This window comes from Hydrogenobacter thermophilus TK-6 (genome assembly GCF_000010785.1).
GTDB lineage: Bacteria > Aquificota > Aquificia > Aquificales > Aquificaceae > Hydrogenobacter > Hydrogenobacter thermophilus.
In genome coordinates this window covers 1,546,903-1,559,238 of the sequence record NC_013799.1, presented here as the reverse complement: position 1 = coordinate 1,559,238, position 12,336 = coordinate 1,546,903, and the positions used below count along the sequence as shown (strand labels likewise).

15 protein-coding genes and 1 tRNA gene are annotated in these 12,336 nt (G+C 45.8%); 8 read left to right on the top strand and 8 right to left on the bottom strand.

Annotated features, from left to right (window positions below; genetic code table 11):
* Window positions 1–10: 10 nt before the first annotated feature.
* From narH to HTH_RS08620, 3 genes are read left to right on the top strand one after another with little or no spacing between them, the layout of a single operon-like run.
* On the top strand, window positions 11–1,120 hold the full coding sequence (narH, locus tag HTH_RS08630; RefSeq protein WP_012964343.1) for a dissimilatory nitrate reductase subunit NarG: 1,110 nt from the start codon (window positions 11–13) through the stop codon (window positions 1,118–1,120).
* Between the two features lie 13 nt (window positions 1,121–1,133).
* Window positions 1,134–1,976, top strand: coding sequence for an ethylbenzene dehydrogenase-related protein (locus HTH_RS08625; RefSeq protein ID WP_012964342.1), 843 nt, complete (start codon window positions 1,134–1,136; stop codon window positions 1,974–1,976).
* A 1-nt stretch (window position 1,977) separates the two neighbouring features.
* Entirely contained in the window at window positions 1,978–2,646 is a 669-nt protein-coding gene (locus HTH_RS08620) for a TorD/DmsD family molecular chaperone (RefSeq protein WP_012964341.1), read from the top strand.
* Here the strand turns inward: HTH_RS08620 and HTH_RS08615 are convergent.
* From HTH_RS08615 to HTH_RS08580, 8 genes are all read right to left on the bottom strand, one after another.
* Window positions 2,624–3,196 carry a CDP-alcohol phosphatidyltransferase family protein gene (locus HTH_RS08615; RefSeq protein ID WP_012964340.1) on the bottom strand — a complete coding sequence of 191 codons (573 nt, stop codon included), beginning with the start codon at window positions 3,194–3,196 and terminating at the stop codon, window positions 2,624–2,626. The two genes, HTH_RS08620 and HTH_RS08615, sit on opposite strands and share 23 nt — an antisense overlap.
* Before the next feature lie 12 nt (window positions 3,197–3,208).
* Window positions 3,209–3,296 (bottom strand) — tRNA-Ser (locus HTH_RS08610).
* A 16-nt stretch (window positions 3,297–3,312) separates the two neighbouring features.
* Entirely contained in the window at window positions 3,313–4,086 is a 774-nt protein-coding gene (gene pstB, locus HTH_RS08605; protein ID WP_012964339.1) for a phosphate ABC transporter ATP-binding protein PstB, read from the bottom strand.
* 2 nt (window positions 4,087–4,088) lie between these two features.
* Window positions 4,089–4,976, bottom strand: coding sequence for a phosphate ABC transporter permease PstA (pstA, locus tag HTH_RS08600; RefSeq protein WP_012964338.1), 888 nt, complete (start codon window positions 4,974–4,976; stop codon window positions 4,089–4,091).
* Window positions 4,973–5,950 (bottom strand): phosphate ABC transporter permease subunit PstC, encoded by a 978-nt coding sequence (gene pstC, locus HTH_RS08595; RefSeq protein ID WP_012964337.1) that lies wholly within the window; start codon window positions 5,948–5,950, stop codon window positions 4,973–4,975. The genes pstA and pstC overlap by 4 nt, the downstream gene beginning before the upstream one ends.
* 12 nt (window positions 5,951–5,962) lie before the next feature.
* Window positions 5,963–6,958 (bottom strand): phosphate ABC transporter substrate-binding protein PstS, encoded by a 996-nt coding sequence (gene pstS, locus HTH_RS08590; RefSeq protein ID WP_012964336.1) that lies wholly within the window; start codon window positions 6,956–6,958, stop codon window positions 5,963–5,965.
* A gap of 12 nt (window positions 6,959–6,970) precedes the next feature.
* Window positions 6,971–7,195: a hypothetical protein gene (locus HTH_RS08585; protein WP_012964335.1), complete on the bottom strand. Its 225-nt coding sequence runs from the start codon at window positions 7,193–7,195 to the stop codon at window positions 6,971–6,973.
* Window positions 7,196–7,237: 42 nt separating this feature from the next.
* Window positions 7,238–8,038 carry an SAM hydrolase/SAM-dependent halogenase family protein gene (locus tag HTH_RS08580; protein WP_232500428.1) on the bottom strand — a complete coding sequence of 267 codons (801 nt, stop codon included), beginning with the start codon at window positions 8,036–8,038 and terminating at the stop codon, window positions 7,238–7,240.
* Here HTH_RS08580 and efp point away from each other — a divergent pair.
* The 5 genes from efp to HTH_RS08555 are packed head-to-tail and all read left to right on the top strand — an operon-like array spanning window position 8,019 to window position 12,314.
* Entirely contained in the window at window positions 8,019–8,588 is a 570-nt protein-coding gene (gene efp, locus HTH_RS08575; protein ID WP_012964333.1) for an elongation factor P, read from the top strand. The genes HTH_RS08580 and efp overlap by 20 nt on opposite strands.
* A complete protein-coding gene (gene accB, locus HTH_RS08570) occupies window positions 8,588–9,028 on the top strand; it encodes an acetyl-CoA carboxylase biotin carboxyl carrier protein (protein WP_012964332.1) in 441 nt (146 codons plus the stop codon). The genes efp and accB overlap by 1 nt, the downstream gene beginning before the upstream one ends.
* A gap of 3 nt (window positions 9,029–9,031) precedes the next feature.
* A complete protein-coding gene (locus HTH_RS08565) occupies window positions 9,032–9,451 on the top strand; it encodes an OsmC family protein (RefSeq protein WP_012964331.1) in 420 nt (139 codons plus the stop codon).
* The gene (gene trpA / locus HTH_RS08560) at window positions 9,421–10,227 is read left to right on the top strand and encodes a tryptophan synthase subunit alpha (protein WP_012964330.1); all 807 of its coding nucleotides are present in this window, start codon (window positions 9,421–9,423) and stop codon (window positions 10,225–10,227) included. Before HTH_RS08565 ends, trpA begins: the two co-directional genes overlap by 31 nt.
* Before the next feature lie 50 nt (window positions 10,228–10,277).
* A complete protein-coding gene (locus HTH_RS08555) occupies window positions 10,278–12,314 on the top strand; it encodes a heavy metal translocating P-type ATPase (protein WP_012964329.1) in 2,037 nt (678 codons plus the stop codon).
* Window positions 12,315–12,336: the final 22 nt, after the last annotated feature.

The following is a 12,336-nucleotide window of genomic DNA, read 5'->3' as shown; positions in this document are numbered from 1 at the left end:
GAGGTTTATCATGGCTAAGGCGTTTAACTGGCAACTAAGTAAGGAAGTAAGCTATCCTTACGAGCCAAAGAGACCAAAGAAACAGTTTGCGGTAGTTATGGACCTCAACAAGTGCATAGCCTGTCAGACATGCACCATAGCTTGCAAGACCACATGGACATCGGGAAGGGGTCAGGAGTACATGCTCTGGAACAATGTAGAGACCAAGCCTTGGGGTTTTTATCCCCTCGGATGGGATGCAAAGCTTCTTGAACTACTAGAGGGAGATAAAAAGACCGTCTTTGATGCCCCCGAAGGTGAGAGAGTTTTGGGATGGAAGCCCGAAGACATGGACTGGATGTATCCCAACATAGGGGAGGATGAGGTGAATGAGCCTGTGGACATAGGAACCGTGCTTGAAAACTTCCCTCATCCCATATGGATGTTTTACCTTCCGAGGATATGCAATCACTGTACCTATCCCGCGTGTGTTGCTGCATGCCCAAGACAGGCCATATACAAAAGGGAGGAGGACGGCATAGTCCTCATAGACCCAGAGAGGTGCGAAGGCTATCAGGAATGTGTAAAAGCCTGTCCTTACAAAAAAACCATGTTTAACTTTGTGGCGAGAATATCCCAAAAATGCATAGGATGCTTCCCAAGGGTGGAGGAAGGACTTCAACCTCAGTGCGTAATAACATGCATAGGTAAGATAAGGCTGATGGGATTTATAAGCCCACCGGAGAAGGCAAGACCAGAAAACCCCATAGACTTTCTGGTACACATAAAGAAGGTTGCTCTGCCCATTTATCCCCAGACAGGTCTTGAGCCCAATGTTTATTACATACCACCCATAAATGTACCCATCAGATTCCTGAAACAGATGTTCGGACCGGGTGCGGAGCATGCAGTGAAGACTTACATGGCTATGAGAGAGGGTAAAGAACCTGAACTTCAAGCTTTGCTGCACCTTTTTGGCTCAACACCAAGAATACCTTACTCCTTCGCTGTGGGTCCCAACGAGGTCATAGCCTTTGATGAAAAGGGTAGAGAGATTGTCAGAGTTCCTCTCGTGGAACCTCTGCAGTACAGACCTCACAAGGACCCAAGGCTTGATGTAGTAAGGCAGGATATACCTTAAAAGGAGGTAAGCCATGAGGACGCTTAAGATCTTACTACTGAATGTGATGCTCCTTGGCTTTGCCTTAGCTCAGGAGCTTGTCTCCAAGAAAGTTCAGGAAGTGCCCCTTGACCCGTTCAGTAAAGTGTGGGATACCGCTCAAGCGATAGAGGTACCCCTGTCAGGTCAGGCGGTCACTACACCCATGGAACTAAAGCCTTCTGTGACTAAAATAACGGTCAAGAGCGTCAACGATGGGAAGTACATAGCCTTCTTACTCGTCTGGGAAGATAAGACCAAAGACAGCTTTCACCTGGTAGGAAGGTTCTCCGATGCGGTTGCTGTCCAGATACCTTACAAACCAACCACAGATGTACCCATAACGATGGGGGACAAAGATCACAGAGTGCTCATACTTCACTGGACTGCAGCAAGACAGGAGAACATAGACCACGGCTACTCGGATGTTGTAAAGGTCTACCCAAACTTTGTGTATGACTGGTATCCCCATGCCATCCCACCTTACATTTATCCAAAAGACTGGGCTAATCAGTACGCCCTCAACTACATAGGTGGAGAGAAGGTCTTTAGAAAGAACACCCTAAAAACCCCCGTCAGAGAGGTGGTGGCGGAAGGTTTTGGTTCCTCTACATGGAAGGACATCCAAGGAGCTGAGGGGAAAGGTGTTTACAAGGATGGCAAGTGGTATGTAGTAATTAAAAGAGCCTTTGTGGAGGAAAGTACCAGCAACCCCGACTGGGGACCCGGTAAGGAAACCTATGTGACCTTTGCCGTCTGGGATGGCTCCAACGGAGAGGTAGGAGCGAGGAAGTCCCTGAGCTACTCCTGGATACCTTTAAAGATAGAGGGTAAGTGATATGGATATTTACAGGATGTACATTTACACCTTCCTTTCGGTTGCTTTCTCTTATCCATATGAGGAAGCTCTTAAAGAGGTTGAGGAGGGTCTTGACGACCTCTCCCTCTCTCTCAAAGCCTTAGGCATAGACTTTGATGTTGACCTTCTGAGGAAAGCGCTCAAAGGTGCAAAGGAAAGACTTCTGAACCTTCAGGGAGAGTGGAACGCTCTGTTTTCTACCAGCCTGAAAGCTCCGGCCAACGAAACCGCTTACGAGCTTGAAAAAGCAGGAAGGAAGGCGGCAGAGCTGGCAGACATAGAAGGGTTTTATAAAGCTTTTGGTCTTGAAGTTAAAGCATCTGTAGAGCCAGACAGCCTAGTGGCAGAGCTTGAATTCATGGCTTACCTCGTAAAGAAGAAGGTATATCTGAAAGAAAAGGGCGATGCGGAAGCTCTGAGCATAGTCAGTAAAGCCATCACCTCCTTCTTCAGAGATCACCTGGGCAGGTGGTACAGGATTTTTACGGACCTACTAAAACAGCAAACGGAGGAGGAGTACTATAAACTTTTGGGAGAGCTACTCAGGAGCTTTTTGGACAAGGAGAGGGAAGGTGTTGACGGAATTGTGGATGTGGAAACTTACAGGAAGGAAACCTTAGAAGGCGTCACCTGGAAGTGCGGTTTTTAAAGGCGTACACTCTTTGGATAAGGGTTATAAAGGACCCCAGCAGGATAACCATCAGGGCAAGTTCTATCGCACCGATGAGTATACCCAGGAGCAAGGTTATCCACCTTTCTGGTCTCTCAAAGAGTCCCACCTTTAGCTCGTGTCCCAGCCCTTCTGCTCTTGCTCTTGCGTAGCTAACTCCAAAGGAGAAAACCAGAGCCAGCAGGGATATAAAGGAAAATAACTTCTCGGAAGAGAGGCTTATAGCTATGAGTGGAAAAGCGTCAGAAAAGCGGTCAGTAAGTGAGTCTAAGAAAGCACCAAACTCGTTCTTAGAGCCGTTTTTTCTCGCAAGGGCACCGTCTATGGCGTCAGCAAAACCACCTAAAGCAAGGAATACAAAACTCCAAAAGTATGTGTGCATGTAAAGAAAGAAAGAACCTACTATGACAAAAACTAAACCCAAAAGAGTTATTACGTTAGGGTCTACATGTGCTTTTGAAAGCAAGGTTAGTAAGGGCTGTATATTTCTTTCAAAGTGTGGCTTTAGCTCTCTTACTAAATAACTCATCCCTTCCTCTTACGGCGAGGGAGGGATTCGAACCCCCGGTGGGCTGTAAACCCACAGCGATTTTCGAGACCGCCCCGTTCGTCCACTCCGGCACCTCGCCTGATAATAATTATAGCTTATCCGAACCTACCTGTAATGTAGTCTTCGGTGAGCTTATTGTCAGGCTTTGTGAATATCTTCTCTGTGTAGTTAAATTCTACAAGCTCACCTAAGTACATAAAGCCTGTGTAATCCGATATTCTTGCCGCCTGCTGCATGTTGTGGGTCACTATCACTATGGTTATGCTTTTTTTGAGTTCTACTATAAGCTCCTCTATCTTGGCAGTGGATATAGGGTCCAGAGCGGAGGTAGGCTCGTCAAAGAGCAGAACTTCAGGCTCTACCGCTATGGCTCTTGCTATACAGAGCCTTTGCTGCTGACCACCCGACAGGGAAAAAGCACTCTCCTTTAGCCTGTCCTTTACCTCATCCCACAAAGCTGCGTCTTTGAGAGCCTTTTCCACCCTGTCTTTTAGCTCACTACCCTTTATACCTTTTAGTCTGAGTCCAAAGGCTATGTTGTCAAATATGGACATGGGAAAGGGAGTGGGTTTCTGAAAAACCATCCCCACCTTGCTTCTGAGGTCTATAAGGTCCACATCCTTGTCAAATATGCTCTTGCCGTCCAGAAGTATATCCCCTTCGTACCTGTTACCCGGGTAAAGGTCGTGCATTCTGTTAAAGCATCTCAGAAGCGTGGTTTTGCCACAGCCAGAGGGTCCTATGAGAGCAGTCACCTTTCTGTCGTAAATGGGCATGTTTATACTTTTGAGGGCATGATGGTCCCCATAATAGAAGTTGAGGTTTGCAACCTCCATGCGCTTTTTGAGAGCTGTTTGGACTTCTACCATAACTATTCCCCCTTTCTGTTCCTTCTAACTATGGAGCGGGCTATGTAAGCAATGGGTGATATAATGTCCCTATGTAGAAGAACCCTTGCTATCACCGAAAGCGCCAGAACTCCCATAGTGAGTATAAAGGCCGCAGCCCATGCCTGCTGGTGCCAGTAGTGGTACGGACCCATCACGTAGTTAAACATGGTAACCGTCAAAGAGGCCATAGGTTTGAGGAGGTTCAAGTTTAGGAAGTTGTTGTTAAAGGATGTAAAGAGTAGAGGTGCGGTTTCTCCCGTTATTCTTGCCACACCCAGGATTACCCCTGTGAGGATGCCCACCTTCGCTGCTCTGAAAACCACCTTGCTTATAACCTGCCACTTGTATGCTCCCAGAGCGTAAGCTGCTTCCCTCATCTGCTGAGGCACAAGCTTTAGCATCTCGTCAGTGGTTATGGCTATAACAGGCATCATCAAAAGGGCTAAAGCAACCGCTCCAGAAATGCCATTAAAGTGTCCGATAGGCTTTACCAGCACCGCATACACCACAGCACCCATTATGATGGATGGGGTGCTCACCATTATGTCAGTGATTTGCCTGAGAACCCTGAAAAAGGCACTCTCCCTTCCGTATTCGGAAAAGTACACTCCTGCCATTATACCCATAGGTACTCCCATAAGAGTTGCAAGGGAGGTGATGATGATGTGCCCTACAAAAGCTGGTCTTAGCCCTCCGCCCTCCATGCCGGGTGGGGTAGGGTCTAAGTACACCAGTTCTGGTTTAAGATACTTAAGACCATTTAGAAATAAACTCCCCAGTATCCAGAAGAGCCAGAAAATGCCGTAAAGAGCCATTAAGGAAGAGAGAGAGAGCATAAACACATTTAAAAACTTTCTGTATGCCTTCATGCTTTCCACCTCTTTTCTAAGCGAAGCACCATAAGCTTGGCGATAGTCAGTATGATGAAGGAAACCAAGAAGAGGATCATGGAAACATAATAAAGAGCAGATAGGTATATGTCGGTATCAGCCTCCGTAAACTGATTGGCGAGAGCTACCGTTATGGTGGTGAAAGAGTCAAATAGGGATCTGGGTATCTGGGGGTTGTTGCCCGCAAGAAAGGTCACCGCCATAGTCTCACCAAGAGCCCTTCCAGTGGCAAGTATGAGCCCTCCAGCTATCCCCGAAGCGGTATAGGGTATTACCACCTGCCTTATAACTTCCCATTGGGTAGCACCAAGACCATAGGCTGACTCCTTCATTATGGAGGGCACCATGTTAAAGCTGTCTCGCACCACAGAAGCCATAAAGGGTATGATCATGATGGAAAGTACCAGGCTTGTGGTAAAAACATCCACACCGGTAGGTGCGCCTGAAAAGAGCTGGCCTATCAGGGGAAGCCCCCCCAATTTCTCCTGTAGCCACGGCTCTACTTTGTTAGCCATTACAGGTGTAAGAACGAAAAACCCCCACATGCCGTATATGATGCTGGGAATGGCAGCCAGAAGCTCTATAGCTCCAGAGACTATGGGTTTTAGCCATCTGGGAGCCAGCTCGGTGATAAATATGGCTATGCCTATGGACACAGGTGAGGCAATCGCTATCGCAATTAGTGTGCTGATGGCTGTTCCCACCACCATGGTAAGAGCGCCAAAGTCCTCCGCTACAGGGTCCCAGTTGGTATTAGTCAGGAAGTGAATAACCCCAAACTTTTCTATGGCGAGCCTTGACTCGTAATAAAGTATAAGAGCTATGAGAAGGGGGAAGAGAAGCCCTATAAATAGAGCCCAAAAACCAAGAGACAGCTTTACAATACCTTCCGTAAAGGCTCCTCCGTTCCTCAGTTTGTTGACCCTTTCCTCTGCCAAAGCCACCTTTTCCATATTATAACATCCTTACGGAGCTACACCGTTTTCCTTCCAGTACTCGAATATCAGCTTCTTGACATTTTGAGGCATGGGTATGTAATTGAGCTCCTGAGCATACTTGTCTCCCTTTTCGTAAGCCCACTTGAAGAAGGTGGTAGCCTTCTTGGACCTCTCGGGCTGGTCCTTTGCCAGCAGTATGAAGGTGGCACCCGATATGGGATAGGTGTCCTTGCCGGGCTGGTCTGTAAGGACTTCGTAAAAGTGTTTAGACTTGTCCCACTTGGCGTATCCTGCAGCGTTCTGTATTGTTCTTACTGATGGCTCTACAAAGTTGCCCTCTCTGTTCTTTATCCTTGCCATGGGGAGGTTGTTTTGCTTGGCGTAGATGTATTCCACATAACCTATACCACCTTGGGACCTCTTTACATAGTTGGTCACGCCTTCGTTTCCTTTACCGCCAACGCCTGTAGGCCACTTGACGGATGTACCAAACCCCACCTTTTCCTTCCATTCAGGACATACCTTGGAGAGCCAGTTGGTAAATATCCATGTAGTTCCGGAGCCGTCAGACCTGTGGACTACCACTATGTTTCTGTCTGGCAGGTTCACATTGGGGTTTAGCTGTTTTAGGTAGGGGTCGTTCCACTTTTTAATCTTGCCCATGTATATGTCGCACACAGCCTTCTGGTCCAGGTTTATAACTGTCTTTCCTATTTCTGGCACATTGTAGCTAAGCACCACCGCACCTATCACGGTGGGGAACTGAAGCAGGTTGTGCTTTTGAAGCTCCTCCGGTGTTAGAGGAGCGTCTGAAGCTCCAAAGTCCACCGTCCTGTTTGTTATCTGCCTTATGCCACCACCTGAGCCTATACTCTGATAGTTCACCCTGTTGCCCGTTTCCTTCTCAAAGTAGTAGGCCCACTTGGAGTAAACAGGGTAAGGAAAAGTTGCTCCCGCACCGGTAATTTCAACAGCTAAAGCACTACCTGTCAAAACCGCTACAGCCAAGGCTAGCTTTTTCATCTTAACACCTCCTTACTTGGATTTTTCTTCCACAGCTTTTTTAATCATGGACTGGATCTCTTTGTTCCTCTCGTCCATATCTTTGCGTAGCTGGTCTGCCACCTTCATGGCCTCTTCGGGGCTAATAACCCCCTTTTCAGTCAGCATCTCCAGCAGTGTGTCCAGAGCCGGATGATTTGTGCCGGCAAAGGCAAAAAGTGGCAAGCCTAAAATGAGCGCCAATAAGCTCTTTCTCATAACCTTCACCTCCTTTGCGTAAAGGATTCTAACTATGTATTGTTAAGATTTGGTTAAGAGGACCACCTCCTCTCCCAGCCTTATCTTCAGCCTGTCTTTGGCACTATCCATGGGTAAAAAAAGCTCCATAAGGCCAAAACTTCCACACAGGAAGGCTGGCTCGTTTTCTTTTTGCTCCAAGAAGTGAGACACAATGCGCACCTTCTTTCCTCTGAACTCAGCTTCTGTGTAAGCACCGCAGGGGACATTGGTGATGCAGTTGCCAAATCTGTCAAAGTACACTATCTTTCCTCTAACTTGGTTTCCACAGACTACAGGCTCTTCCCATTGGAGTAAAAAAGTGTATGTTATCCTCTTTCCCACCTCTTCTATGGGAAGGCCTAAGCTCAGGTGAGCGGCAACAGGTGCAAATATGTCTCTTCCGTGAAAGGTTTCGTTAACTCTCTTTAGTGTGTAGTTTTCTATCTGGTAAGCCAGTACATCACCGCCCATTTCTCTTAGAGCCAGGTCAAATATGCCGTTGTGAGGACCAACAAAAGTGTAGCTACCACACCTTACTGCAAGAGGCTTCCTGCTTGAGCCTACTCCGGGGTCTACAACGCACACAAAAATCGTTCCTTTTGGGAAGTACTTGTAGTGAGCCTTTAGAAGAAGTGCACCCTCAAACACATTAAAAGGCTCAACATGGTGAGTAATATCAACTATCTGAAGCTGGGGATTTATTGAGAGCATTACACCCTTCATAGCACCCACAAAACCGTCCTTAGTGCCAAAGTCCGTAATTAAAGCTATAACAGCCTGCATATATGTTAAAATACTGCCTATGGCAGTGAGAATAGACATAAACAGCATCCAGAGAGATATGTTCATTGAGCATGCAGGACAGCCATACAGAGTGCTTGATTATGAACATGTAAAGCCGGGTAAGGGACAAGCTTTTGTAAGGGTCAAAGCCAAAAACATGCAAACGGGCAATGTGATTGAAATTACCTACAAATCATCGGACACTATTGAGCTAGCGGACTTTGAACAGGTCTTTGCAGAGTACTCTTATAACGATGGTAGCAATTACTACTTTATAAGCCAGCAAACCTACGAAATGATACCCGTTCCTGCAGAGAACATAGCGGAGGAAATAAAGTTTTTAAAAGAGGGCATGACGGTTGTAGTATTCCTTTACAAAGGTCAGCCTATAGGTATAGAGCTTCCCAAGCATGTAGAACTCAAAGTTATTGAGACAGATCCAGCTTTTAAGGGAGATACCGCAGCTGGTGGTTCAAAACCTGCCAAGCTGGAGACTGGCGCGGTGGTTCAGGTACCCTTCTTTGTGAACGAGGGAGACATTATAAAGGTTGATACAAGAAAGGGTATCTATATTGAGAGAGTGAAGTGATGGACAAAGACTTTATAAAGGAGATCATAAACTTGGTAAAAGGGAGCGACATAAAGACTGTAAGTATAGAAGCGGAGGGGCTCAAAATCCACATAGAAACCTACCAAAGGGAACCCCTGCCTAAGGGGGAAGTTTACAAAGAGCTCAAGCATATGGAGATACTGCCTCCTTCCCAAGAGGTTGCAGAAGAGAAGCATTTGCATGTGATAAAAAGCCCATTAGTAGGCACCTTTTACAGATCTCCTTCACCGGGTGCCCCACCCTTTGTGGAAGTTGGCGACATAGTATCTTCTGGTCAGGTGCTTTGCATAATAGAAGCTCTCAAAGTTATGAACGAGATAGAAAGCGATGTAAGAGGCAGAGTGGTAAAGATACTTGTTGAAAACGGAGAGACGGTGGAGTATGGCCAGCCCCTATTTTTGATAGATACGAGCGTTTAGGTTATGGAAGAAAAGCATGTAAGTCTTACCCTTTCTGAGGAAGAGGACACCTACATAGCTTTAACATCCTCAGGTGAGATAAAAGTGGGTGAGGGGGGGTACAGACCTATGGAGCTTCTTCTTGTTGCTCTCGCAGGTTGCTCCGGCGTTGATGTGTCCAGCATCCTCAGAAAGAAAAGGCAGAAGGTAAAAGCTATAAAGATAGATGTTGTGGGGAAAAGGAGAGAGGAGTTTCCAAGAATTTACGAAAGCATAAAGCTAACCTACACTGTTGTGGGAGAGAATATAAGTAAAAAAGCTGTGGAGTCTGCTGTGAAGCTGTCCATAGAAAAATACTGTAGTGTCTATGCGATGCTCAGTAAATCCACCAAAATAGATGTGGAGATACAAGTATGGGAAGAGAGAGACTACAGAGAAAGTTAGAAACTTTAAAAGATAGCGGAGAGAAAGCCCTTGTGTGTTATCTTATGGCGGGTTATCCTGATTACGAAACATCCCTTCAGGCCTTTAGAGTTGTGTTAAAGAGTGGTGCAGATATTTTGGAGATAGGCTATCCCTTCTCAGACCCTGTAGCGGATGGACCAACTATACAGATGGCTCACGAGGAAGCATTGAGAATAGGGATAAAACTGAAGGATGTTCTGCGCATAAGCTCTACCCTGAGAGAGGAGTTTCCAGAAGTACCCTTTATACTCATGACCTATTACAATCCTGTATTCAAGGTAGGTCTTGAGAGGTTTTGCTCTCTGGCGCAAGAGAGTGATATTGACGGACTGATAGTACCCGACTTACCAGCCGAAGAGTCTGCAGATTTAAAAAAGTACACTCAAAAGTATGGACTCTCCCTTATTCTTCTTGCATCACCCACCAGCTCCGAAAAGAGGCTAAGGCTCATATGTGAGCATACGGATGACCTTACTTACCTGGTATCCATCACTGGGACCACGGGCGAGAGAGAGGAGCTACCCTTAGAAGGGCTAAAAAGAAATATAAACACATATAGAGGAATTTGCCAAAAACCTGTTGTAATAGGCTTTGGCATCTCAAAGGGGGAGCAGGCAAGAGCTATAGGCGACCTTTCCGATGGGGTTGTGGTGGGAAGCGCATTGGTAAAGTTGGCTGGTGAGAGAAAACTTGAGGAGCTCTCTAAGAAAGTACGAGAGTTAAAATCATCGTTAAAGTTTTGTCCAAAAGTGTAGATAAATAAAACCCTTGAATTAACTCAAGACTTCAGAGATCTTTTTATGTTATGAGAATGTCTCTCCAAGTGGATGGCATGACCTGTGTGAACTGTGCAAGGTCCATAGAAATGAATCTCAAAAGGTTAAAAGGTGTAAAAAGCGTAGAAGTTTCCTTTGAGTTGGGAAGGGTCTATGTGGAGTTTGATGAGGATCTTCTTTCATCGGAACACATAAAAGATGTTATACAGACCCTCGGTTATAGAGTCTCAAAGGATGTTGAGGATAAAGACAGAAGCTTTTTAATACTTCTTCTTTGTGTAGTCCTCAGTCTACCCTTTCTGCCTTTGATGATTTTCCACACAAGCTGGAGCGTTTATTTAGAGCTGGTGCTTGCCTCAATAATTCAAGTAATAGGTGGGTACGGCTTTTACAAATCCGCATATAAATCCGTGCTTTCCGGCGTAGGGAACATGGACCTTCTTGTCTCTCTGGGAAGCACCTCTGCGTATATTTACAGTCTCCTCACCATGTTGGGCTTGCTGGATGGAAAACCTTTCTTTGAAACTTCTGTCTTCCTCATAACTTTCGTAAGGATTGGTAAGTATTTAGAAGAGAGAGCCAAGGAAAAAGCCACCAGATCTCTGAGGGAGCTTTTTGGAGTGCAAACTAGCAAGGTTGCTGTATTAAAAGATGGAAGGGAGGAAAAAAAGTCGGTTCAGGAAGTGTTTATAGGTGATGTGATACTGTTAAAAACTGGAGAACTTGTACCTCTTGACTCTACCTTAATAGAGGGTAGTTTGGAAGTTGACGAATCTATTATCACAGGTGAGAGCAGACCTGTGTTGAAAACTTCCGGCCATGAGATCCTCTCGGGAAGTCTTGTAATAAGCGGATACGGTAAGGCAAGGGTAAAGAAAACCTTAGGAGGCAGTTATGTATCCTTGCTTATAAGACTTGTTGAAGATGCTCTAAGACAAAAACCAAACATACACAGAGTAGCGGACAGAGTTGCCCACTACTTTGTTCAGGTGGTGCTGGTGCTGTCCATCCTTGTGTTTGCACTGTGGTATTTAAAGACGGGAGACCTTCAAAAGAGTTTTAGCTTCGGTCTTTCCGTGCTTATAATTTCTTGCCCCTGTGCCTTTGGAATAGCAGTCCCATTAGCCCTGACGGTGGGGCTTCTGAGAGCCTACAAAAGAGGACTACTCATCAAGAATCCCTCCGTCCTTGAGAGAATAAAAGATATAAATGTCCTCCTGCTTGACAAAACGGGAACGCTTACGGAAGGAAAACCCAAAGTGAAAGAGGCTGTGTTTTACCAAGATGCTCTAAACTTAGCCTTCTCGGTGGCTTGCACCTCCAACCATCCCCACGCAAAAGCCATAAAAGAATACTGCCAAAGCTTGGGAGCTAAAGCTATAGACCTTCCCAATTGCAAAGAGCTACCCGGAAAAGGAATTTTCTGCGGTGATTACTTTCTCGGAAACCCTCGGGAGGTGGACATATACCGGGAGAATACCACAACCATACTAACAAGAGGCCATCAGATATTGGCAGAATTTCATCTTGAAGAGAGCTTGAAAGAAGGAGTCCAAGAAGTGCTAAACTACTTAAGAAGTAGAAAAGTGAAGCCGGTTATGATCACAGGAGACAGTCAAGAAAGGGCTGAAAGAGTAGCACAGGCACTTGGTATAGATGAATTTTACGCAAGAGTGAAACCAGAAGAAAAACTGCTTATACTTGAGGCATATCAGAAAAAGGGCTATAAGGTAGGGATGGTAGGTGATGGCATAAACGATGCACCTGCTATGGCAAAGGCTGATGTGTCCTTTGCCATAGGCTCAGGTACGGACATAGCCAAAAGAGTTGGTGATGTTGTGCTGGTCTCAGGCATAGAGAGCCTCAGGTGGATGTTTGATATTGCGGATAGGGTAAACATGCGTATAAGAGAAAACCTCTTCTGGGCTTTTCTTTACAACATGTTGGGTATACCCATAGCTGCAGGGGTGCTTTCCCCTTATGGTATTGTTCTCAAACCCGAGATGGCAGGGTTTATGATGGCTCTCTCCTCCTTGAGTGTAGTCATAAACTCAGTCAGGAAGTAAAAATTTCTGTTATAATTAATAG